17 protein-coding genes and 1 pseudogene are annotated in these 24423 nt (G+C 37.3%); 17 read left to right on the top strand and 1 reads right to left on the bottom strand.

The window, feature by feature from the left end:
- The first annotated feature begins 9 nt into the window (after positions 1–9).
- The 17 genes and pseudogenes from nusG (at position 10) to U859_RS0110020 (ending at position 23184) form a co-directional block, all read left to right on the top strand.
- The gene (nusG, locus tag U859_RS0110100; RefSeq protein WP_025143263.1) at positions 10–549 is read left to right on the top strand and encodes a transcription termination/antitermination protein NusG; all 540 of its coding nucleotides are present in this window, start codon (positions 10–12) and stop codon (positions 547–549) included.
- 181 nt (positions 550–730) lie between these two features.
- A complete protein-coding gene (locus U859_RS0110095; protein WP_025143262.1) occupies positions 731–2056 on the top strand; it encodes a hypothetical protein in 1326 nt (441 codons plus the stop codon).
- 21 nt (positions 2057–2077) lie between these two features.
- Positions 2078–2716 (top strand): hypothetical protein, encoded by a 639-nt coding sequence (locus U859_RS0110090; protein ID WP_025143261.1) that lies wholly within the window; start codon positions 2078–2080, stop codon positions 2714–2716.
- 101 nt (positions 2717–2817) lie between these two features.
- A complete protein-coding gene (locus tag U859_RS0110085) occupies positions 2818–3768 on the top strand; it encodes a hypothetical protein (protein WP_025143260.1) in 951 nt (316 codons plus the stop codon).
- 291 nt (positions 3769–4059) lie between these two features.
- On the top strand, positions 4060–4503 hold the full coding sequence (gene rplK, locus U859_RS0110080) for a 50S ribosomal protein L11 (protein WP_010601094.1): 444 nt from the start codon (positions 4060–4062) through the stop codon (positions 4501–4503).
- A 20-nt stretch (positions 4504–4523) separates the two neighbouring features.
- Complete coding sequence (rplA, locus tag U859_RS0110075; protein WP_025143259.1) at positions 4524–5222, top strand: 50S ribosomal protein L1; 699 nt, start codon at positions 4524–4526, stop codon at positions 5220–5222.
- Between the two features lie 2 nt (positions 5223–5224).
- Positions 5225–5746 carry a 50S ribosomal protein L10 gene (rplJ, locus tag U859_RS0110070; RefSeq protein WP_025143258.1) on the top strand — a complete coding sequence of 174 codons (522 nt, stop codon included), beginning with the start codon at positions 5225–5227 and terminating at the stop codon, positions 5744–5746.
- 66 nt (positions 5747–5812) lie between these two features.
- Positions 5813–6190, top strand: a complete 378-nt coding sequence (rplL, locus tag U859_RS0110065; protein ID WP_025143257.1) for a 50S ribosomal protein L7/L12 — start codon at positions 5813–5815, stop codon at positions 6188–6190.
- 158 nt (positions 6191–6348) lie between these two features.
- The gene (gene rpoB, locus U859_RS0110060; protein WP_025143256.1) at positions 6349–10152 is read left to right on the top strand and encodes a DNA-directed RNA polymerase subunit beta; all 3804 of its coding nucleotides are present in this window, start codon (positions 6349–6351) and stop codon (positions 10150–10152) included.
- Between the two features lie 88 nt (positions 10153–10240).
- Positions 10241–14527 (top strand): DNA-directed RNA polymerase subunit beta', encoded by a 4287-nt coding sequence (rpoC, locus tag U859_RS0110055; RefSeq protein ID WP_025143255.1) that lies wholly within the window; start codon positions 10241–10243, stop codon positions 14525–14527.
- Between the two features lie 89 nt (positions 14528–14616).
- Positions 14617–14859: a hypothetical protein gene (locus U859_RS0110050; RefSeq protein WP_025143254.1), complete on the top strand. Its 243-nt coding sequence runs from the start codon at positions 14617–14619 to the stop codon at positions 14857–14859.
- 122 nt (positions 14860–14981) lie between these two features.
- A pseudogene (locus tag U859_RS32645) lies at positions 14982–16714 on the top strand (glycoside hydrolase domain-containing protein).
- A 3-nt stretch (positions 16715–16717) separates the two neighbouring features.
- Positions 16718–17839: an SGNH/GDSL hydrolase family protein gene (locus tag U859_RS0110040; protein ID WP_025143253.1), complete on the top strand. Its 1122-nt coding sequence runs from the start codon at positions 16718–16720 to the stop codon at positions 17837–17839.
- Between the two features lie 102 nt (positions 17840–17941).
- Positions 17942–20173 carry an alpha-L-fucosidase gene (locus U859_RS0110035; protein WP_025143252.1) on the top strand — a complete coding sequence of 744 codons (2232 nt, stop codon included), beginning with the start codon at positions 17942–17944 and terminating at the stop codon, positions 20171–20173.
- A 90-nt stretch (positions 20174–20263) separates the two neighbouring features.
- Entirely contained in the window at positions 20264–20575 is a 312-nt protein-coding gene (locus U859_RS0110030; protein WP_025143251.1) for a DUF3467 domain-containing protein, read from the top strand.
- A gap of 77 nt (positions 20576–20652) precedes the next feature.
- Positions 20653–21876, top strand: a complete 1224-nt coding sequence (locus U859_RS0110025) for an OmpP1/FadL family transporter (RefSeq protein WP_025143250.1) — start codon at positions 20653–20655, stop codon at positions 21874–21876.
- 12 nt (positions 21877–21888) lie between these two features.
- Positions 21889–23184 (top strand): SGNH/GDSL hydrolase family protein, encoded by a 1296-nt coding sequence (locus U859_RS0110020; RefSeq protein ID WP_025143249.1) that lies wholly within the window; start codon positions 21889–21891, stop codon positions 23182–23184.
- A 76-nt stretch (positions 23185–23260) separates the two neighbouring features.
- On the opposite strand, the gene U859_RS31015 is transcribed toward U859_RS0110020, so the two are convergent.
- The gene (locus U859_RS31015) at positions 23261–24340 is read right to left on the bottom strand and encodes a matrixin family metalloprotease (RefSeq protein WP_025143248.1); all 1080 of its coding nucleotides are present in this window, start codon (positions 24338–24340) and stop codon (positions 23261–23263) included.
- Positions 24341–24423 lie beyond the last annotated feature (83 nt).

Raw genomic sequence — 24423 nt, 5'->3', positions numbered from 1 at the left:
TTTTTTCTAATGAGCGATCTAAAGTGGTACGTTGTAAGAGCTGTTAGCGGTAAAGAGAAGAAGGTAAAGCAGTACATTGATGCTGAGATCAGCCGTTTAGGTTTCTCTCATTTGGTTCCGCAGGTATTAATTCCTATGGAAAAATATTACCAGATGAAAGATGGTAAAAAAATTGCCAAAGAACGTAACTTTTATCCTGGTTATGTTTTAATCGAAGCTACATTAGATGGAGAGTTAGAGCACATTATTAAAGGCATTAACAGTGTTATCGGTTTCTTAGGCGATAAAGCTGGTAACCCGATCCCGATGCGCCAGGCAGAAGTTAACCGCATTTTAGGTGTAGTTGATGAGATGAGCGAACAGGGCGAAACCATGAATGTTCCTTATTATGTTGGCGAAGGCATCAAAGTAATGGACGGACCTTTCAACGGTTTCTCAGGCATTATCGAAGAGGTAAACGAAGAGAAGAAAAAACTGAAAGTAATGGTTAAAATCTTCGGACGTAAAACCCCGCTTGAGCTTAACTACATGCAGGTAGAAAAAGAATAATAAATTCTTAAAAATATTTAGAAAGCCCCGAATTTGATTCGGGGCTTTTTTTTGCGCCAATTTTTTTAGGTATACTTTGCAATTAAATTTATTTGTATATTGTTCTAAGATTTTTGTTTAACACAGGATTCCGAAAAAAATCATCCCCGGTTTTATTGTAGCTATTTAAATAAAATAAAGGATGAAAAACAATCTATTTAACGAAAGCCTACTCAAGGTTTCACTCTTATTAATCACTATCACACTTTTCTTAGTGTATAGCTGTAAAAAGGACACTGGAAAAAATAGCGATGTAGAATTGATTCAAATGGCTAAAGAATGGTTTAGTGCTAAACCTAATCTTTCCTATATCCCAAGTTGGGATAAAGCAAATGTAACTCATTTGAACGGGCACAATTTCGTTATCTTACCATCAAACATGTCTCTATCTAGTGATGAAATTATCATAAACTCTTATTTAGCAGTCGATATTTCTGAAAATGAAATTCAGGGAAATCTGATAGAGCTTTTTAGAACTAAAGATTCTGAAGGAGATTTTTTAAATGAGGAAGTTATAAGTAAATATTTATTATATAAGGAGAAATTAAATGGTGCAAAAGATTTAAGCATTAATATATTACTTTTCGATGTTAATCATAAATTTATTAGTGGTAGTGCTCTAGTAAATGGAATGACTTATAGAAAAATAAATCTTCTTACACCCAAAGATTTAATGTCTCGGTTACTAATGGGTGATGTGGGGTCTACAAGAAAAGAAACTTGTGTAGATTATTACTACGTTCTTTCTGATACAAAATCAGCAATCGTCTATAGTGCTACTTATTTATATACTATTTGTGCAGGCGGTGGAAATGCCGGTGGTAGTGGAGGAGGAGGAGGAGGAGAAAGTAACACTTCAAAGAAAAAAGAAATTATTAATAAAATAATCGATCCATGTTTAAAAAATACCATTAATGAGGCATTGGCTAGCAATAAAGATGTTAAAGGTTTTCTTAGTGAAGTGATAAATAAATTCTCAGGATTAAATAATGGGATTATAATTAATCTCTATAATGGCGATATTAACCTGCCTGCTGGAACAAGCTCTAAATTAGAGAATGGAGTATTTACAGCTAATATTACATTTAAGAATAGACATTACGATGATGTAACGAAGGAGGCCGTAGTAGCAACTTTAATTCATGAAGTTGTTCACGCCTATCTTTTAAAAACTAATAATGCTTACAAGGCATTACCTAAAGAAGATCAGCATAATTATCTATTTACCAATTTTGTAAAGGATATTGCGGGATATTTAAAGAGCAAGTACAATATGCCATCTACTGATGCTTGGGGTTTAGCTTGGGCAGGAATGGGGGATGTGTTTAATGCTGCAGATGATAATACAGCTTTTCAGACAGAACCAGGAGAAACTATGACGAAAAATGAAATAATTTCCAGCATGGCGCCATATAATCATACGGATAAAAATGCTGGTGCAAAAGGAACGCCAAATTGCCCCCAATAATAATAATATAAACTATTTTATATGAAAAACAGATTATTACTGAAAATCGTATTGCTTTCTTTGATGTTGACAGTTCAATTGGTTTCTGCACAAGAATTCAAGGGAAATACTCCTCCCTTATATAAGTATTTGCAAAATAGTACAGATAGTGCCTTAGTGCTAACTTATGATCAAATTCCCGATTATCCCGTTACGCACTTTATTTTAAGTAAGAAACTGGATCTGATTACACTTTACTTGTATGGTTCGCCGTATGACAGAAGGGGAGTAAAGGAAATACCCCGAGAGATTAGAAATTTATTTCAAAAAAGAGATTTAGAAATTAACCGGCTAAAGATTGATACAAATGCTTATTTTAATGCGAAATATATTATTCCTAAAAAGGCAAAAGAACTCTGGAAGAAAACCATAGCTTTTCATCCCTGGCAAATGGCAGACGATGCTATTGATGGAGAAGGATGTCCCAACCTTAGGGTGCAAGGTGATTATGGTATTTATGATGGTGGAAGCATTAGGCTGTTTTTAATTACAAAAGATACAATCAGACGGCTATACTTTTATGCTCCTGCGTTTTATGATAAAAAATGTCCGGGACGATTAGGTAGGAAAAGTATATTGAAAATAGAGCAGTTATTTAAAATATATTTTGACAAGAATTGATTGTTACATTATCATTTGTAGTTGAATTTATCCCTTCTCATTTTAACAGAACATAAAAAAATATCCAAATTTTTATTATAATTATTTAGATAAAATAAAGGATGAAGACCAACCAAGCAAGATTCCTATTACTTTTCTGTATTTTAAATTTAATATTTATTAGTCTATCAGCCCAAAGCGAATATGATGATAAAAATAAGTATGTAATACTTAATTTGGATGATACTAAAAGTGATGTATTAGGCTATACTTTTTTTAAAACAAGCGATAGTAAGGGGAAAACAGCTTATATACTAAATATTAGATATAAAACTGACGACATCAGAAGGAAATATAATGGAGAAAAAGCAGACTTTATATTTACATTTTATATTTTCCCAGGCAAGGATAAACTTGCCTTTTTCAAGGTTAATGATACTAATACTATAGTTAATTATAAATTAAAAGATATAAATGAATTAGAAAAATATCTTTTGGATGATAGGAACAATAGATACTACGAGTTTGAACCTGTAATTAAAATTAACAACATGTATTTACAGTTTGCCCATAACGAAGTATTTGGGCAGGCTTTTAGTTTAATTGCCGACCATAAATATTTCCCTCAATATACCCGGTTCTCCAATAAATTTCAGTTAAATCTTTTTGATAAGCCCTATACTGAAAAATATATGGATTCGATACGTAAAGAGACGATTAATGATACCACTACACTAGCTCCATTTGATTTATTTTTGGATTATGATAAATGGTATATTAGCAAAATTTATAAGCAAAAAGGAATTATTAATTACTGGACAAATTTAAAGCCCATAGAACCAAATGGCTATTCTTTTGGGAGGATAACCTCAGAAATAACATATAAAATCAATACAGGAATTACTGATTTTGTAATTTATCCTTCAACATACGATTTGTCAAAAGAATATTTTAGTAAAGAAGAAGACGTAGTCCGGTTTAACTTTCAGCAGGCTATGGATTTAAAAAAATATATAATGGACAGACCGCTCGTAAAGCAGCCTAAAAAAGTTGTTAAACCGCCTATGTTATAAAACAACATGCACATCTTATTTGCTACTATTTCTAATCTTTATAAGATATAAACAATAACCCAAGCTTGCTATCCGTTAAATATCAGTAAGTTCTTAACTAATCTTTCAATAAGGATTATCGTTTAACAAGATCACAAATAATTAATAATTAATTTTTGTCGATACTATTGTTTTACTGTAAGTTAATCCATATCTTTGCAGTCCTTTAAGCTTTATAGGAGCCCTAAGGAAAATAAATGTTACATGCTTCCAATATTTAACATTGAGTTTTAAATAAACAAAAAACACAAAATGGCAAAAGAAGTCAGTGCAATGATCAAATTACAGATCAAAGGCGGAGCGGCAAATCCATCGCCACCAGTAGGACCTGCATTAGGTGCTAAAGGGGTGAACATTATGGAGTTTTGCAAACAGTACAACGCTCGTACCCAAGATAAAGCAGGTAAAGTATTGCCAGTTGTAATTACTGTTTATGCTGATAAGTCATTCGATTTCATCATCAAAACCCCTCCTGTAGCTATCCAGTTAAAAGATGCTACTAAATTACAGAGTGGTTCTGCTGAGCCTAACCGTAAAAAAGTTGGATCGGTGACCTGGGACCAGATTAAAGTTATTGCTGAAGATAAAATGCCTGATTTAAATGCATTTACAATCGAATCTGCAATGAGTATGGTTGCCGGTACAGCACGCAGTATGGGAATCACCGTTTCTGGTGACGCACCCTGGAACAATTAATTAAAAAACAGTTTACAACAGTGGCGAAATTAACTAAAAATCAAAAAAAGGCACATGCTAAAATAGAAGCTGGTAAAGCTTATACTTTGAAGGATGCTGCTGCTTTGGTAAAAGAAATCACTACTACTAAATTCGATGCTTCAGTTGATATTGATGTATCTTTAGGTGTAGATCCACGTAAAGCCAATCAAATGGTACGTGGTATTGCTACTTTACCACACGGAACAGGTAAAACTGTACGTGTTTTAGCTTTAGTAACTCCTGATAAGGAAGAAGAAGCAAAAGCAGCTGGCGCAGACTTCGTAGGTTTAGACGAGTATGTAGCTAAAATTGAAGGTGGTTGGACCGATGTAGACATTATTATCACTACACCAGCTTGTATGGCTAAGGTAGGTAAATTGGGCCGTGTTTTAGGTCCAAGGAACTTAATGCCTAATCCAAAATCTGGAACAGTAACCAACGAAGTTGGTAAAGCTGTAACAGAGGTTAAAGCAGGTAAAATTGATTTTAAAGTAGACAAAACGGGTATCATACACGCCTCGATAGGAAAAGTATCATTCCCAGCAGATAAAATTTATGAGAATGCACTTGAAATCATTCAGGTAATTTCTAAATTAAAACCATCTGCTGCAAAAGGAACTTATTTTAAGAGCATTCACGTGTCTTCTACAATGAGTCCTGGAATTGCAATTGAAACAAAATCAGTAGCGGGGATCTAATCATGAACAGAGAAGAAAAAAACGAAGTAGTTTTAGAACTACAAGGACAAATGCAAGAGTTTGGCAATTTTTATATTGCTGATACTTCTAGCCTTTCTGTTGAGCAGATCAATAACATCCGCCGCAAATGTTTCGAAGGTGATATCGTAATGAAGGTTGCTAAAAACTCTTTAATCCGCAAAGCGATTGAAGGTTTAGAAGGCGATGCTTCTGAGATATACGAAGCGCTTAAAGGTTCATCATCATTATTATTCTCAAAAACAGCAAACGCTCCGGCTAAGTTGATTAAAGCTTTGAGAAAAACTTCTGATAAACCTGTGCTTAAAGCAGCATTTATAGATTCATCAGTATATGTTGGCGACGACCAGTTGAATAACCTGGTAAGCTTGAAATCAAGAGAAGAGCTTATTGGCGATATCGTTGGATTACTACAGTCACCAGCTAAAAATGTGCTATCTGCGCTTCAATCAGGCGGTAACAAAATTGCAGGAATTGTTAAAACTCTTCAGGAAAGAGAAGGTTAACGAACACCTTAAGTTCGCAAATTAAACAAAATTATTACACACGTAAATTTTTAAAATCTTAATAAAATGGCAGATTTAAAAGCGTTTGCTGAGCAATTAGTAAACTTAACAGTAAAAGAAGTTAATGAATTAGCTCAAATCTTAAAAGATGAGTATGGTATTGAGCCTGCAGCTGCTGCTGTAGTTGCTGGTCCTGCTGCTGGTGGTGATGCACCTGCTGCTGCTGCAGAAAAAACATCTTTTGATGTAATCTTAAAAGAAGCTGGTGGTCAGAAATTAGCAGTTGTAAAACTTGTTAAAGACTTAACTGGTTTAGGTTTGAAAGAAGCTAAAGACTTAGTAGACGGAGCACCAAAAGAATTAAAAACTGGTGTTGCTAAAGACGAAGCAGAAGCTCTTAAAAAACAATTAGAAGAAGCTGGAGCAGTAGTTGAGATTAAGTAATCACTTAACTTAGCTAAGCTAAAAATGTATTAGACACCGACTGAAAATGTCGGTGTCTTTACCTGTTTATAAACATCTCATTTTGTTTGGTTAATGAGCATGGTTAAGAAACGAAACCAAACAAATAGTTTATTCTTAAACTAAAATCTTTTAGTCCATTGGCAAAGACAGTCGAACAAAGAGTAAATTTTGCAACTAGTAAGCACATTATAGACTATCCGGATTTTCTGGATGTGCAATTGCAATCATTCAGAGAATTTTTCCAGATAGATACCACATCAGACGATCGCTCAAGCGAAGGTTTGTTCAAAGTGTTTGCTGAAAACTTTCCAATAACAGATTCAAGAAATATCTTCGTATTAGAGTTTCTTGATTATTTTGTTGATCCGCCACGTTACGATATACACGAGTGTATTGAGCGTGGATTAACCTACAATGTTCCATTAAAAGCAAAGCTAAAGCTTTCTTGTAATGATGTAGAACATGAAGATTTTGAAACCATTATCCAGGACGTGTACTTAGGTACTATCCCGTATATGACACCAAAAGGTACGTTTGTTATCAACGGTGCGGAACGTGTTATCGTTTCCCAATTACACCGTTCTCCAGGAGTGTTCTTCGGCCAAAGCCGTCACACTAACGGAACCAAATTGTATTCGGCACGTGTTATTCCTTTCAAAGGTTCATGGATCGAGTTCGCTACAGACGTTAACAACGTGATGTATGCTTATATCGATCGTAAGAAAAAATTCCCGGTTACCACTTTATTACGTGCTATCGGTTACGATTCTGATAAAGATATCTTGGAACTTTTTGATCTTGCTGATGAAGTAAAAGTTAGCAAATCAGGTTTAAAGAAATACATCGGTCGTAAACTGGCTGCAAGAGTATTGAAAAAATGGGTTGAAGATTTTGTTGATGAAGATACTGGTGAGGTAGTTTCCATCGACCGTAATGAAGTGATTCTTGAAAGAGAAACCGTTTTAGAAGACGAACACATCGATATGGTTATTGAGGCTGGCGTAAAAAGCATCATCTTATCAAAAGAAGATGGCGCAAGTCAGGCTGATTATACCATTATATATAATACATTACAGAAAGATACATCGAACTCAGAAAAAGAAGCTGTTGAAAACATCTACCGTGCTTTGCGTAATGCAGAACCACCTGATGAGGAAACTGCTCGTGGTATCATTGATCGTTTGTTCTTCTCGGATAAACGTTATGATTTAGGTGATGTTGGTCGTTACCGCATCAACCGTAAATTAAAAATGAATACCCCTGATGAGGTTAAAGTATTAACAAAAGCAGATATTATTGCAATTGTGAAATACCTGATCAAATTGATCAACTCAAAAGAAGAAGTAGATGATATCGATCACTTGTCTAACCGTCGTGTACGTACGGTAGGTGAGCAATTGTACGCACAATTTGGTGTAGGTTTAGCCCGTATGGCCAGAACCATCCGTGAGCGTATGAATATCCGCGATAACGAGGTCTTTACACCGACTGATTTGATCAACGCCCGTACGTTATCATCTGTTATCAACTCGTTCTTTGGTACTAACCAGTTATCTCAGTTTATGGATCAAACAAATCCATTGGCAGAGATCACTCACAAACGCCGTTTATCGGCTTTAGGTCCAGGTGGTTTATCGCGTGAACGTGCCGGTTTCGAGGTACGTGACGTTCACTATACTCACTATGGTCGTTTATGTACTATTGAAACTCCTGAGGGACCGAACATTGGTTTGATTTCATCACTTTGTGTGCATGCAAAAATCAACAATTTAGGTTTCATTGAAACACCTTACAAACGTGTTGAAGAAGGTAAAGTAGTTGTAGATTCAGACGTTATTTATCTATCTGCTGAGGATGAAGATGGTAAAACCATCGCTCAGGCCAACGCAGAGTATGATGATAAAGGTAACTTTACTACACCACGTGTTAAAGCACGTTATGAGGGTGACTTCCCGATTATTGAGCCTGAGAAATTAGACTTAATGGACGTTGCGCCTAACCAGATTACTTCAATTGCGGCTTCGTTAATTCCGTTCTTAGAACATGATGATGCGAACAGGGCTTTGATGGGATCGAACATGCAACGTCAGGCCGTGCCTTTGTTACGTCCTGAAGCTCCAATTGTTGGTACAGGTTTAGAAGGTCGCGTTGCACGTGACTCGAGAACTTTGATCAATGCAGAAGGCGATGGTGTTGTAGAATATGTAGATGCTAATGAAATCACCATTAAATATGAGCGTAACGAAGATGATCGTTTGGTTTCATTTGAAGGTGACAGCAAAACTTACCGTTTAATTAAGTTCAAAAAAACCAACCAGAATACTTGTATCAACTTAAAGCCAATCGTAAGAAAAGGTCAGAAAGTTACTAAAGGACAAGTGCTTTGCGAAGGTTATGCAACTCAAAACGGTGAATTGGCCTTAGGTAGAAACTTGAAAGTGGCATTCATGCCTTGGCAAGGTTTCAACTTTGAGGATGCGATTGTAATCAACGAGCGTATTGTTCGTGATGACGTTTTCACTTCACTGCATATTGAAGAGTTTGAATTAGAAGTACGTGATACTAAACGTGGAGAAGAGGAATTAACACCAGATATCCCTAACGTTTCTGAAGAGGCTACTAAAGACCTTGATGAAAATGGTATTATCCGTATTGGTGCTGATGTAAAAGAAGGTGATATTTTAATTGGTAAGATCACTCCAAAAGGAGAATCTGATCCTTCACCGGAAGAGAAATTACTACGTGCAATTTTTGGTGATAAAGCAGGTGATGTTAAAGATGCGTCTTTAAAAACTCCTCCTTCAATCCAGGGTGTAGTAATTGATACTAAATTATTCAGCCGTGCTAAGAAAACTACAAAAGCTGAAGAAAAATCGGCAATTGAGAAATTAGATAAAGGATATAACAATATCACTGAGAAATTAAAAGCAGAATTAGTAGACAAATTATTCACTATCGTAAACGGAAAAACATCACAAGGTGTATTTAACATTTACAAAGAATTATTGGTTGCTAAAGGCGCTAAATTTACGCAGAAAATTTTAGCAGAACTTGATTATAACCACATCAGCCCTAACAAATGGACTACTGATGATGATAAAAACGAGTTGATTAAAATGTTGCTTCACAACTACGGTATCCGTGTTAACGAAGAACTTGGTGCTTACAAACGTGATAAATTCGCGATTAGTGTAGGTGATGAGCTTCCATCGGGAATTGTACAAATGGCAAAAGTTTATGTTGCTAAAAAACGTAAGTTAAAAGTAGGTGATAAAATGGCGGGTCGCCACGGTAACAAAGGTATTGTTGCACGTATTGTACGTGACGAAGATATGCCTTTCTTAGCTGATGGTAGTCCGGTTGATATCGTGTTGAACCCACTGGGTGTACCTTCACGTATGAACCTTGGTCAGATCTACGAAACCATTTTAGCTTGGGCAGGCCAGGAGTTGGGTGTTAAATTTGCAACCCCGATTTTTGATGGTGCTACTCATGACGAAGTGGAAGAATGGATTGCTAAAGCCGGTGTTCCTGCTTCAGGAAAAACCTACTTATACAATGGTTTAACAGGTGAGCGTTTCGATCAGACTACAACAGTAGGTATTATTTACATGCTGAAACTAGGTCACATGGTTGATGATAAGATGCACGCCCGTTCAATCGGACCATACTCATTAATTACACAACAACCTTTGGGTGGTAAAGCTCAGTTTGGTGGTCAGCGTTTTGGTGAGATGGAGGTTTGGGCATTAGAGGCATTTGGTGCAGCTAATATCCTTCAGGAGATCTTAACCGTTAAATCGGATGATGTGATCGGAAGGGCCAAAACTTACGAAGCCATTGTTAAAGGTGAAAACCTACCAACTCCAGGTGTGCCAGAATCGTTTAACGTATTGGTACATGAGTTACGCGGTTTAGGTTTAGATATTACATTAGATTAAATAAGGTAGAAGGTTTAAGGTATAAGGTGAAAGGTTTTAAACCCTACGCCCTAAACCTTAAACCCTACGCCTTTAACCTTACATAAGTATGTCTTACAAAAAGGATAATAAATTAAAAAGCAATTTCACATCCATCACGATTAGCTTATCGTCTCCAGAAATTATTTTGGAACGTTCAAGCGGTGAGGTGTTGAAACCAGAAACCATTAACTACCGTACTTACAAACCTGAGCGTGATGGTTTGTTCTGTGAGCGTATTTTTGGTCCGGTAAAAGATTACGAATGTCATTGCGGTAAATACAAACGTATCCGTTATAAAGGTATTGTTTGCGATCGTTGTGGTGTTGAAGTAACGGAGAAAAAAGTACGTCGTGAGCGTATGGGACACATTGCTTTAGTGGTTCCTGTTGCGCACATCTGGTACTTCCGCTCTTTACCAAACAAAATCGGTTATTTATTAGGTTTACCTACTAAAAAATTAGATTTAATTATCTATTACGAGCGTTACGTAGTTATTCAGTCAGGTTTAATGGCTGAAGAAGGTATCAACTATATGGACTTCTTAACAGAGGAAGAATATTTAGATATCTTAGATAAATTACCTAAAGAAAACCAATATTTAGACGATAAAGATCCTAATAAATTCATCGCCAAAATGGGTGCTGAAGCATTAGAAGATTTATTAAAACGTATTGATTTAGATACTTTGTCTTACGATCTACGTCACCAGGCTGCTAACGAAACTTCTCAACAACGTAAAAATGAGGCTTTAAAACGTCTTCAGGTTGTTGAAGCTTTCCGTGGTGCCAATACACGTATCGAGAATCGCCCAGAGTGGATGATTGTTAAAATCGTTCCGGTTATTCCACCAGAATTACGTCCTTTGGTTCCATTAGAAGGTGGCCGTTTCGCTACTTCCGATTTAAATGATTTATACCGTCGTGTAATTATCCGTAACAACCGTTTAAAACGTTTGATCGAGATTAAAGCACCAGAGGTAATTTTACGTAACGAGAAACGTATGTTGCAGGAAGCTGTAGATTCGTTATTTGATAACTCACGTAAAGTTAACGCGGTAAAAACTGAAGGTAACCGTGCTTTGAAATCACTTTCAGATATCCTGAAAGGTAAACAAGGTCGTTTCCGTCAGAACTTATTGGGTAAACGTGTGGATTATTCAGCTCGTTCGGTAATTGTTGTAGGGCCTAGCCTGAAATTACACGAGTGCGGTATTCCTAAAGATATGGCTGCTGAGCTTTACAAACCATTCATCATTCGTAAAATGATTGAACGTGGTGTGGTAAAAACAGTTAAATCTGCTAAGAAAATTGTTGATAGAAAAGATCCGTTAGTTTGGGATATCTTAGAAAATGTATTAAAAGGTCACCCGGTATTATTAAACCGTGCACCTACACTACACAGACTAGGTATTCAGGCTTTCCAGCCAAAATTAATTGAAGGAAAAGCAATCCAGTTACACCCATTAGTTTGTACCGCATTCAACGCCGATTTTGATGGTGACCAGATGGCTGTCCACTTACCACTAGGTAACGCAGCAATTTTGGAAGCCCAGGTATTAATGTTAGCTGCACACAACATCTTGAACCCTGCAAACGGTACGCCGATTACAGTACCATCTCAGGATATGGTTTTGGGTCTTTATTACATTACTAAAGGCCGTAGAACTGACGAAACAAGGGTTGTAAAAGGACAGGATTCAAATTTCTATTCTCCGGAAGAAGTGATTATCGCTTATAACGAGAAAGAATTAGATCTTCATGCTTTTATCAAAGTAAGGGTAAATGTTAAGCAAAATGACGGTTCTATCGTTAATAAATTAACTGAAACTACTGTTGGTAGGGTATTGTTTAACCAGATGGTTCCTGAAGAAGTTGGTTACATCAACGAGTTATTAACTAAAAAATCGTTAAGAGATATTATCGGTGAGGTAGTTAAAATGACTGGTATGGCACGTTCTTCTCAATTCTTGGATGATATCAAAGAATTAGGTTTCCGTATGGCATTCCAGGGAGGTTTATCGTTCAACTTACAAGACGTTAACATTCCGGTTGAGAAACATACTTTATTAGAGCAGGCTGCTAACGAAGTTGAAGAGGTAAGAAACAACTATAACATGGGTTTCATTACCAACAACGAGCGTTACAACCAAATCATCGATATCTGGACACGTATCAATAACAGGTTAACTACGTTCGTAATGAGCCAGTTATCAAGCGATAACCAAGGTTTTAACTCGGTGTATATGATGCTTGATTCTGGAGCACGTGGATCTAAAGAGCAGATTCGTCAGCTTTGCGGTATGCGTGGTTTGATGGCAAAACCTCAAAAATCCGGTTCAGGTGGTGATATCATTGAAAACCCGATCTTATCAAACTTTAAAGAAGGTTTATCGGTATTAGAGTACTTTATCTCTACTCACGGTGCGCGTAAAGGTTTGGCGGATACGGCGTTAAAAACAGCTGATGCGGGTTACCTAACCCGTCGTTTACATGATGTTGCACAAGATATGATTGTTAACTCTGTTGATTGTGGTACTTTAAGAGGTATGTACACAACTGCGTTAAAAGATCAGGAAGATATTGTTGAGCCATTATACGACAGGATTTTAGGCCGTACTTCATTACATGATGTTTACAATCCTTTGGATAACACATTATTAGTAAGTGCTGGTGAAGATATTAACGAAGAAGTTGCTAAACTGATTGAAGAGTCTCCTTTAGAAGGTATCGAAATTCGTTCGGTATTAACTTGCGAGAACAAACGTGGTGTTTGCGCATTGTGTTACGGTCGTAACTTAGCATCTGGTAAACGTGTTCAAAGAGGTGAGGCAGTTGGTGTAATTGCAGCACAATCAATCGGTGAGCCGGGTACACAGTTAACACTTCGTACTTTCCACGTGGGTGGTACTGCATCAAACATTGCTGCAGAATCAAACATCGTAGCTAAGTTTGACGGTGTAATCGAATTCGAAAACATTCGTACTGTTGATACACAAACAGAAGAAGGAACAGTTCAGGTCGTATTAGGTCGTTCAGGTGAGTTCAAAATTGTTGAACCAGGAACCGGACGTATCATTGTAACCAATAACATTCCTTACGGTGCATTTTTATTCGTAAAAGAAGGTGATAAACTTTCAAAAGGTGATAAAATCTGTTCATGGGATCCATACAACGCGGTTATTCTATCAGAATTTGCCGGTAAAGCACAATTTGATGCCATTATTGAAGGTGTTACCTTCCGTGAAGAATCAGATGAGCAAACTGGTCACCGTGAAAAAGTAATTATCGATACACGTGATAAAACGAAAAACCCTTCAGTTCAGATCGTTGATAAGAAAGGTGAATTCATCAAAGGTTATAACATTCCGGTAGGAGCCCACGTTTCAGTTGATGAAGGTGAGACTATCCAAACTGGACAGATTATCGCTAAGATTCCTCGTGCAACTGGTAAAACCAGGGATATTACGGGTGGTTTACCTCGTGTAACGGAATTATTTGAAGCGCGTAACCCATCTAACCCAGCGGTAGTAACTGAGATTGATGGTGTGGTAACTTTAGGTGGCGTTAAACGTGGTAACCGTGAGATCACAATCGAATCAAAAGATGGTGAAGTTAAAAAATACCTTGTTCCATTGTCTAAACACATCCTTGTACAGGATAATGACTTTGTGAAAGCGGGTATGCCATTATCAGATGGTTCAATTTCTCCTGCTGATATCTTATCAATTAAAGGCCCTGCAGCGGTTCAGGAATACCTGGTAAATGGTATTCAAGAGGTTTACCGTTTACAAGGTGTGAAAATTAACGATAAGCACTTCGAGGTAATTGTTCACCAGATGATGCAGAAAGTTCACATTGAAGATCCGGGTGATACTATTTTCTTAGAAAACAATGCTGTTGACCGTTGGGATTTTGCCGATGAGAACGATGCAATGTACGACAAGAAAGTTGTTGAAGATGCAGGTGATTCTACAGAAATCAAACCAGGTCAGATTGTTTCATTACGTAAATTAAGAGACGAAAATTCTCAGTTAAAACGTAAAGATTTAAAACAGATCACGGTTAGAGATGCAAGACCAGCAACTGCAAGTTCTATCTTACAAGGTATTACACGTGCATCATTAGGTACTAAATCGTTCATTTCTGCGGCTTCGTTCCAGGAAACTACGAAAGTATTAAATGAGGCAGCAATTGCAGGTAAACGCGATAATATGTTAGGCTTGAAAGAAAACGTGATCGTTGGTCACTTAATCCCTTCAGGTACTGGTGTACGTGGTTACGAAAGAATCATCGTTGGTTCTCAGGAAGAATACGATAAATTATTAGCTTCGAAACAAGAAGAAGTAGAAGCTTAGATTTTAATCTAATAGTAATTTTAATCCCGATGTGAAACATCGGGATTTTTTTTGCCTTAAATTTTGTATTTTAATGTAAATTTATATCCATGAGTGTTACAGAAATTCAACTTTTCCAGATCTTAAAAGCTAAACTAGGCGAACAAGAAGCAGGGCAATTGGTTTCTTTTTTAAAAGGCGAGGTTAAATATGAATTTGATAATAAACGTGATGTTTTAGCTACTAAAGAAGATATAGCTAGTATGCAGAAAACAATTTATGTTGTAGGGTTAATTCAATTTTTAGCCATTATCGGATCTGTGATAGGAATTGTAAATTTTATGATTAAATAATTCTTTCTATTTTACTATCGATATCTTATCTATCCATATCGTTACAATCCGTCAAACGTTTGCGTAAGCGCCGCTTTTCAATCTCTTAATCTTATTCTGATCGGTTTCATTAACTTAGGTTTATGAAGTTTTTATCAGTGATATTAATGATGGGCTTAGGTTTAACAAGTGCCGCCCAGGATGTAAGTTTGGCTCTTCAAAAACCAAAACGACCAGGCAGCGAAACCCTAAACAAACAATGGGAAAACACCACTAAAGGGTTAAATGTTAGCTTCACCAGCAGTAACGTAAGGTTTGCGAAAGAAGTACCTCCAGAAGTTTCAGTTCAAAATACATGGAATGCCTCGGCCTGGAAAGGCGAAAAAATACACACCCAGTTGTTACTATGGGCAAACAATAATGTTGCAAACTTAAGTATACAATTGTCTGATCTCAAAGATCAAAAAGGCAACGACATTAAAAAAGAAAATATTACCGTAGGCATAATCAAATATGTCATTACCGATGAGTTTAAAGATGGCTGTGGATACCGTAAAGCCGCAGATTTTGATTCATCTTATGTGGCCGACCTCATTGATACAAAAACAAATAATATTGCCGTTAATGCCAGGAATACGCAACCGGTTTGGTTGAGCATAAAAATTCCTTCCACCACTAAAGCAGGGATTTACTCAGGGGTGATCAAAATTAGAGCTGAAAAGGAATATGATCTGCCGATTAAGATTCAGGTACTTGATAAAACTTTACCCGCTCCTGCGTTATGGAAATATGACCTCGATTTATGGCAGCACCCGGCGGCTATCGCCCGTAAGCATCAGGTTAAGTTGTGGAGCGATGAACATTTTACCTTAATGAAGCCATATATACAATGTTGGCCAATGCCGGCCAGAAAACCATTACCGCAAGTATTGTAAACGAACCCTGGGGGCACCAAACTTTTGATGATTACCCAAGTTTAATTAAATGGACGAAGAAAAAGGATGGCACCTGGAGTTATGATTATAGTTTATTTGATAAATACGTTTCTTTCGTAATGACCACAGGTATCAATCAGCGAATCAATTGTTATAGTATGGTGCCATGGAAAATTGCTTTTAGCTATTGGGATGAAGCCTCCCAAAAAGAGGCAGTTTTTACTGACGCCATAGGTACACCTGCCTACGATGCCTTTTGGAGAACGATGCTTACGGATTTCACCAAACATTTAAAATCAAAAAACTGGTTTCAGAAGACCTATATTGCTATGGACGAACGTCCGATGAAAGCCATGCAGGCTATAATCAAACTATTAAAAAGTGTTGATAAAGATTGGAAACTTGCTTTGGCAGGAGAATATCACCAGGAAATAGAAAAAGATATCGATAATTATTGCATTGCATCTAAATGGGAATTTCCGGATGATGTTCTACAAAAACGTAATGCAGAAGGTAAAACCAGTACCTGGTACACTTGCTGTACAGAACCTTATCCAAATGCATTCAGTTTTTCTTCTCCGGCAGAACAGGTATGGATGGGCTGGTACACCGCCAGCAAAAACATGAATGGTTATTTACGCTGGGCCTATAACAGCTGGACAAAAAATCCATTAATCGATACCCGTTTCACTGCCTGGCCTGCTGGCGACACCTATATGGTTTATCCAGGGCCGTTAACATCTGTAAGGTTCGAAAAAATGATCGAAGGTGCACAAGATTTTGAGAAAATTAAGCAATTACAACAATTATATACCAAAAATAAAAATTCAGCAGCACTTGCCGAGTTAAATAAAGCACTCGAAAATTTTAATATTAAATCCTTATCTACCGTTACGGCTGATGAAATGTTACAACGCGTTAAACCACTGCTTAATCAATAACAAATGAGACTAAATGTTATTTTGCCCGGGTTATTTGTTACTATGCTCTACTGTAAAGCCAGCTATGCGCAAGGTGATCTCAAATGGTTTAACCCACAGGCCAGCATCAATTCTCAATTAAAAGGCAAAGCCTGGCAAAATACCGACAGTGCAAATTATTATAACCGTTTACTCACAGCCGCAGAGCAGTTGGTGAGAAAAGAGGTATGGGAATTAGCTAAAAATACAGCAGGCGAATACCTCGACTTTAAAACTACTGCAAAGAAAATTGTGGTAAAATATCAGCTCAAAGGAGGCAAAAGTTTAGATAACATGCCAACCCTGGGGGTAAGCGGCCTCGATTTATATGCACAGGATATGCAGAATAACTGGCATTGGGTAAAAGCCGCATACAGCTTTAGAGATACGGTTACTTATAGTTATACAAATTTTGATTTGGCAGTAAAAATCAAGAAATTCCGCTTGTATCTGCCGCTTTACAACACGCCAAAATGGTTAAAAATAGGAGTGGGTGTAAATGATGAATTTAAGGTAGAAGACGCCAATGAAAAAGAACCTTTAGTATTTTACGGGACCTCTATTATGCAGGGAGCCAGTGCAAGCAGGCCAGGAATGGCCTGGCTCAATATTTTGGGCAGGAAATTAAATCTGCAAGTGATCAATTTAGGTTTTTCAGGTAATGGCCGGTTAGAAAACCCATTGATTGATTTAATGAATCAAACAGATGCCAGGCTCTTTGTACTCGATTGCCAGCCTAACCTGTATGATCAAAAGATTTATCCTGCTGCAGAAATTGAGAAGCGAATTACCAGTTCTGTGCAAAGTTTAAAAGAAAAACATCCTCATACGCCTATTTTACTGGTTGAGCATAGCTCTGGTTTACCACAGGTGAATTTAGATAGCGAATTAACAGGAAGATACATCTGGACCTCCGGGATTTTAAATAATACCTATCAAAAATTGCAGCAATCGGGGATTAAAGGCCTTTATATCCTAACAGCGAAGGAGATCGGCTTTACCGATAATAGCACGATTGATGGTACACACCCAAACGATTTTGGTATGATGCAATATGCAGATGCTTATGAAAAGGTCATCCGAAAAATTTTAGCGCTTAAAAAATAAGTGATCTGAAAATCGATTTTTGATAATTTACCTTAATAAACAGCCAAAATGCTTTATGGTTCAGCTGTAATCAAGACGTAATTTTAGGTACAAAACAATTTAATGAGAAAACTAATTTTTACATCGGCTTTAATGGCGTCATTTATTGCCACTGCGGTAGCGCAAAGTAGTAACTTAAAATTACAGAATACTATTGCGGTTACCCCCGGAGATAGTAAAGCCACTATCATTGCGAAAGCAAGCCATGTAGTACCCACATCCAATCAGTTAAGTGCATTAAAAAATGAATTTATTGCATTTATTCACATGGGCCCAAATACTTTTACAAAGATGGAATGGGGCAATGGAAAAGAAGATCCAACGGTTTTTGATTTAAAAGAACTGCATACCGATCAATGGTGCCAGAGCATGAAATCGGCGGGCATGAAAATGGTAATCATTACCGTAAAACACCACGATGGTTTTGTACTGTGGCAGAGCAGGTATACCAAGCACGGCATCATGTCTTCAAACTTTGAAAATGGTAAAGGTGATATTTTAAAAAAACTATCTGCATCTTGTAAAAAATATGGTCTTAAACTGGGTATTTATTTATCTCCGGCAGATTTATACCAGATTGAAAATCCTGAAGGATTGTATGGCAATTTGAGTAAAATAACTACCAGAACTATTCCACGCGAAGTAGCTGGGCGGCCTTTTGCAAACCAAACCAAATTTAAGTTCGAAGTTGACGATTATAACGAATATTTTCTGAACCAGTTATTTGAAGTGTTAACCGAATACGGTCCGGTTGATGAGGTATGGTTTGATGGTGCACATCCTAAAACCAAAGGCGGCCAGAAATACAATTATCAGGCCTGGAAAAAACTCATTCATACCCTGGCACCAAAAGCGGTAATTTTTGGTAAAGAAGATATCCGTTGGTGTGGAAACGAAGCTGGAGGAACACGCGAAACAGAATGGAATGTATTACCCTATAGCGAAAATCCTGATACAGCAGCACATTTTCCGGATTTGACAGCTAAAGATTTGGGTAGCAACAATCAACTCTATAAAGCTAAATACCTGCATTATCAACAGGCCGAAACCAATACATCAATAAGAGAAGGCTGGTTTTACCGTGACGATGAGAAACAAAAAGTACGCAGTGCTGATGATGTATTTGATATTTTCGAACGCTCGGTAGGAGGGAACTCTACGTTTTTGCTCAATATTCCACCTAACCGGAACGGAAAATTTTCTGATGAAGATGTAAGTGTACTCAATGAAGTGGGTAAACGGATCAGCGAAACCTATGGTAAAAATCTATTTACCGGTGCAAATGGACCGAAAGCAATATTAGATCAGAATATTAATACCTTTCAATTGTTAAATGATAAACAGAAAAGCATAGAAATAAGTACTGCTAAACCCATTACAATAAACCGGATTGTTTTACAGGAAGCAATTGCTGCCTATAGCGAACGGGTAGAGCAGCACCAGATAGAGGCGTGGATTAATAACAAATGGCAAAAAATTGCTGAAGCAACAAATATTGGCTATAAACGCATTTTGCGTTTCCCTGAAGTAACCACCTCAAAACTTCGTTTAACAATTTTATCATCGAGGGCTAATCCTGCCATAGCTACCATATCGGCACATTATTATCGCACCCGTCCACCGCAATTGCAATTTGCCCAGGACATAAACGGTTTAACCACCATTTCGCCAAAAACACATGAATTTGGCTGGAAACCCCACGGAGAAAATGCTACGGCCAACCTGAATAAAGGCATCGAAATTTATTATACCACCGATGGGAGTGTACCCAATGTATCAGCAAAGAAATACAGCGTACCGTTTCAGATTACAAAAGGCGAGATAAAAGCGATTGCCATCACCAATAAGGAAAAAGGGCCTTTGGCTACTGAAACATTTGGAATAGTGAAGAAAGACTGGATATTATTGACCAGCGATAGTGAGAAAGCAAATCATACCGCTTCAATGGCTATAGATGCGGAAAAAGAAACTTATTGGTTATCAAATGATGATGGCCAACATCAAATCGCTGTTGATTTAGGCAGTAACCACAATTTAACAGGCTTTATTTATACGCCACCTACCGATTTTGCCGATGGGATGCTTGAAAAAGGCATACTGCAAACCAGTAATGATGGTAAAAACTGGAAAGATATTGAAACCTTCGGATTTGGTAACCTGATTAACGACCCTACACCTAGAACACATTACTTTAAAAATGTAATTTCGACAAAGTACATACAGCTAAAGGCAACTACAATTGCAGGCAATAAAAAGACCCTGGCAATTGCTGAGCTTGATTTTTTAGAGAAGTAAGAAACTCTTTGCGCCTCGGGTTTATTTATTTAGCACTTTATATTTTTAATTCAGCCATTAAGCAGCGGAATTTTTTATTTTTGAACTATTATGGAAGAACAACAAAACGAAAATCAGCTAAACATAGAGTTATCAGAAGAAATTGCAGAAGGAATTTTTTCTAATCTGGCCATTATTACTCATTCTAATACCGAATTTGTATTGGATTTTATCCGTGTAATGCCCGGAATACCTAAAGCAAAAGTAAAATCGAGGATTATTTTGACACCGGAACATGCAAAACGTTTATTATCAGCGTTAGAAGACAACATTCAGAAATTCGAGGCTGTAAACGGCAGGATTAAAGCACAAGAAGAACCGCCTTTCCCAATGGGTTTTGGTGGGCCGACTGCCCAAGCCTAAAACGCATAAAATTCTTACAAACAAATATTTGCTTACTATGTTAGCATAGTATATATTTGTGATATAACCATTTATAAATGAAAAAAATTTTATTGAGCGTATTACTTTCTGCCCCACTTTGGGTTTTGGGGCAGGGTTTCCAGGTTAATTTACAAGGTCAGAAACAAATTGGTATGGCTGGTGCAGGTTCTGCATTGGCTTTAGATGAGGCTTCTGTATTTTACAATCCCGGTGCAGTAACTTTCTTAGAGAAAAACTCAGTTTCCGCAGGTGTAAACCCATTATTATTTAAATCAGCTTTTAAACAAAGCGGTTCGAATGTTACAGAAGATGTAAAAAACAAAATTGCTCCGCCTTTCGAGTTTTATGCCGTTTGGGGACCAAAATCAAACAAGTGGAAGCTAGGCCTGGGGGTTTATACACCATTTGGTGGTTTGGTAGATTGGGGCGATAACTGGTCGGGTAAATATGCGCTAACTTCATTAAATTTAAAAGCAATCTATTTTCAGCCAACTTTAAGTATTAAAATTACTGATCGCATTGGTATTGGAGCAGGTTTTGTTTACAACCATGGTGATGTAAACCTTCAAAGGGCGCTTCCGGTAAACTATCCTGATGGTCGTTCTGGTCATGTTACTTTAGATGGTACCGGAACAGGTTATGGATGGAATGCAGGTTTATACATTAAAACATTAAGCAATATCTCTTTTGCCATCGTACATAAATCTAAAGTAATTACCAAGTTAGATGGTGGTACAGCAGAATTCGATGTTCCAAATTCGTTGAGATCTTCTTTCCCTGCAGGTAATACCTTTAATGCTGAATTACCTTTGCCTGCAACCACTAGCTTAGGTGTAGGTATACCATTATCAAAAAGTACCGTTTTAGCATTTGATGCTAGCTGGGTACAATGGCATATTTACAAAGACCTGGCGTTTGATTATGCAACAAATACTTCTGCATTGGCTGATACAAAATCGGCACGTAATTACCGTGATGGTTCATCATTTAAACTAGGTATCAATCATCAGGCCTCAGAAAAACTGGCATTAAGAGCCGGTGTAGGTTATGCTTTTTCTCCGGTACAGGATGGTTACGTAACACCAGAAGCACCAGATGCTGATCGTTATATTTTAAGTGCGGGTTTAGGTTATACGCCAACAAGTCATTTCGAGGTGAATGCATCTTTTTTCTTTGAAGATGTAAAATCACGTAAACAGAAAAACATCGAAACTGGCTTAGATGGTACTTTTAAAACTTTGGTTTATGCACCAGGTATTTCGTTAACTTATAAATGGTAGGAGAAATTACAAATGAAAAAATATATATTAAATAGTTTCGTAGCTGCTGCCATTCTTTTTACAGCAGCTTGTAAACCAGAAATTGAAACACCAGCAGGTACAACTGCCGGACAAGCTAACTTTAGCAAATACATTGCCGTAGGTAACTCCTTGACTTCAGGTTTTGCTGATGGAGGTTTATATTTAGAAGGCCAAAAAGTCGCTTATCCAAATTTAATTGCAGCTAAAATGGCTTCAGTTGGTGGCGGAGCATTTACCTCTCCGTTTTTTACTGATGCGCAAGCTAACGGTTCGGGATATATTTCACTTACTGCTTTAGTAAATGGTACACCAACTTTAACTCCAGTATTAGGTAATGGTTGGCGAGATGCGCCAACAAATAGTCGTTTGTTTAAATATTCGGGTGAAGTACAGAATCTAGGTATTCCAGGTATGCGCGTCGATTTATCTTTCGACCCAACGCTTACTTTTAGTGCCGCCAATCCATATTTTGAGCGTTTGTTAACCGATGCTCAGGTAGGTAAAACCAATTATTTTCAGTTTATTCAAGGCAGAAACCATACTTTTTTCTCGCTTTGGTTAGGAAATAATGATGTATTGGGTTATGCCACCAATGGTGCAGTTACTGTTACTGGTGATCCGACTACTGTATTAACAGATAAAGTAACATTTTCATCATTATATTCTAATTTGTTAAATGCCTTAACCGCTGGTGGTCAGAAAGGTATTGTGGCAACCATTCCAGATGTAACTGCTGTGCCATATTTTAATACTGTTACCCCTGCAGCTTTGTTAAATGCAGCTAAAGCCATTAACCCGGCAGCGGCAGCAATTTACATCCAAACTGGAACAGGTGCGGTAAGGGCAGCAACTTCAGAAGATTTAATCCGTTTGCCTTTCCAATCGGCTGGTTTGTTTGGCACAGGTGCTATTCCTTATGGTTTACACCCATTAAACCCAATTGCAAATAACTGGGTATTGGATAAAGATGAAGTAATAAAAGTAAAAGATTATGTAAACAGCTATAACAGCAGTATTAAATCTTTAGCTACAAGTAAAGGCTTAGCCATAGCTGATACTTATACTTATTTTAACCAGGTTAAAACAGGAATAAATCTTCAGGGAGTTGGTATCAATGCAGCATTTATTACGGGCGGTGCATTCTCTTTAGATGGTATCCATTTAACCCCACGCGGAAATGCAGTAATTGCCAATGTATTTATTGATGCGATTAATGCAAAATATGGTTCTACCATTCCAACAATTGATATTACTCAATACAGGGCTGTGAAATTTCCTGATAAGTAAGCTTATTACATCACTGTAATGATAAAGCCAGTTCTGAATTCAGAATTGGCTTTATTTGTTTTAATCACTTTGAGAATTAATAATGAATATTTGCAACCATTGATTTGATTTCAGTTGTTGCATTACAATCAGAAATGTAAGCTTTCATGATTACATCTCCGGTAAATTGTCCGTTTGGTTTGATCACAACCTGAGAAGTTACCTGACCACTGATCAGATCAACACCCGGAGGCATTACCCAATTTAAGGATGAATACCTAAAAGGTGGCTGGTTATTGGGATTGTATGTCATGATAGGTGGATTGCCGATAGGAGAGAATATAAAATCGTACCCGTAAAACAGTGTAAAGGTAACTTCCTGACCAACGGGCATATCGAGGTTGCCGATCATTCCATTCTCATAATTCGGGTTATTGCCATAAATGGTTCTCGATCCCACTACATCGTCAATACTTAAGGTTCGCATGGCTAATCCAAAATAATAAGGGGTCATGGTCGCATTACTACATTCTGAGTGATTTAATCCAATTGTATGACCAAATTCGTGCGCAGCCACTGATGCTAAATCGATGGTGCCAGGCTCTGGCCCAAATAAAGATGCAGACCAATTTTCATCATCATCAAAGTGGATAACGCCGTTTGTTGGATAAAAAGCATGGGCAAGTGTTCCTCCCGGACCGTCGAATGCATTATTTGCACCATCACCATGATTGCCTTTATACCATCCAACTTTAACATCTGCCGATTGAACGTTGGTAATATAACTGATACTTACACTGATGTTTGGAACATTAATTGCAAACCATGCCCTGATGCCATTAAAAACCTGATCTCTTGCTGTTTCAGCATTCATTACGCTGGGGTTATTTAGAAAACCGACTTTTAAATTTTTACCGGGCTGGAAAATATTTCCCTGCGCTACCCAGGAAGTTAAAATGTCGTTTAATGGACTGCCCTTAATGGCGGCAAGTTTGTTTGGACCCTTAGCTAACGCTACTCCTTCTTGGGGAATCCAATCGTTGATAAATTTGATGTTTTTGTAGATGTCGGGCTTTGATTCTTCAGCTAAAGTTTCGTTCTTTTTACAGGATGCTAAGAATGTTAGGCTTAAAAATAATACGGCCAAAAGCCTAAGGGGATGATTTTTGTTTTTCATAGGTTCATATTTAAGTTTTCCTGACCAAACTTAAATATTTTTCTGTTGATAATGTAAGTGTAACTAGATTATTAACATCTTTT

The sequence above is a fragment of the Pedobacter jeongneungensis genome, assembly GCF_000633455.1.
GTDB classification, from domain to species: domain Bacteria; phylum Bacteroidota; class Bacteroidia; order Sphingobacteriales; family Sphingobacteriaceae; genus Pedobacter; species Pedobacter jeongneungensis_A.
The sequence above is the reverse complement of the archived record's forward strand: the minus strand, read 5'-3'. Positions and strand labels throughout refer to the sequence as shown.

Excerpts from the sequence above, each read along its gene's own strand:
- nusG (WP_025143263.1), top strand. The coding sequence starts at position 10 with ATGAGCGATCTAAAGTGGTACGTTGTAAGAGCTGTTAGCGGTAAAGAG.
- U859_RS0110095 (WP_025143262.1), top strand. The coding sequence starts at position 731 with ATGAAAAACAATCTATTTAACGAAAGCCTACTCAAGGTTTCACTCTTA.
- U859_RS0110090 (WP_025143261.1), top strand. The coding sequence starts at position 2,078 with ATGAAAAACAGATTATTACTGAAAATCGTATTGCTTTCTTTGATGTTG.
- U859_RS0110085 (WP_025143260.1), top strand. The coding sequence starts at position 2,818 with ATGAAGACCAACCAAGCAAGATTCCTATTACTTTTCTGTATTTTAAAT.
- rplK (WP_010601094.1), top strand. The coding sequence starts at position 4,060 with ATGGCAAAAGAAGTCAGTGCAATGATCAAATTACAGATCAAAGGCGGA.
- rplJ (WP_025143258.1), top strand. The coding sequence starts at position 5,225 with ATGAACAGAGAAGAAAAAAACGAAGTAGTTTTAGAACTACAAGGACAA.
- rplL (WP_025143257.1), top strand. The coding sequence starts at position 5,813 with ATGGCAGATTTAAAAGCGTTTGCTGAGCAATTAGTAAACTTAACAGTA.
- rpoC (WP_025143255.1), top strand. The coding sequence starts at position 10,241 with ATGTCTTACAAAAAGGATAATAAATTAAAAAGCAATTTCACATCCATC.
- U859_RS0110050 (WP_025143254.1), top strand. The coding sequence starts at position 14,617 with ATGAGTGTTACAGAAATTCAACTTTTCCAGATCTTAAAAGCTAAACTA.
- U859_RS0110040 (WP_025143253.1), top strand. The coding sequence starts at position 16,718 with ATGAGACTAAATGTTATTTTGCCCGGGTTATTTGTTACTATGCTCTAC.
- U859_RS0110035 (WP_025143252.1), top strand. The coding sequence starts at position 17,942 with ATGAGAAAACTAATTTTTACATCGGCTTTAATGGCGTCATTTATTGCC.
- U859_RS0110030 (WP_025143251.1), top strand. The coding sequence starts at position 20,264 with ATGGAAGAACAACAAAACGAAAATCAGCTAAACATAGAGTTATCAGAA.
- U859_RS0110025 (WP_025143250.1), top strand. The coding sequence starts at position 20,653 with ATGAAAAAAATTTTATTGAGCGTATTACTTTCTGCCCCACTTTGGGTT.
- U859_RS0110020 (WP_025143249.1), top strand. The coding sequence starts at position 21,889 with ATGAAAAAATATATATTAAATAGTTTCGTAGCTGCTGCCATTCTTTTT.
- U859_RS31015 (WP_025143248.1), bottom strand. The coding sequence starts at position 24,340 with ATGAAAAACAAAAATCATCCCCTTAGGCTTTTGGCCGTATTATTTTTA.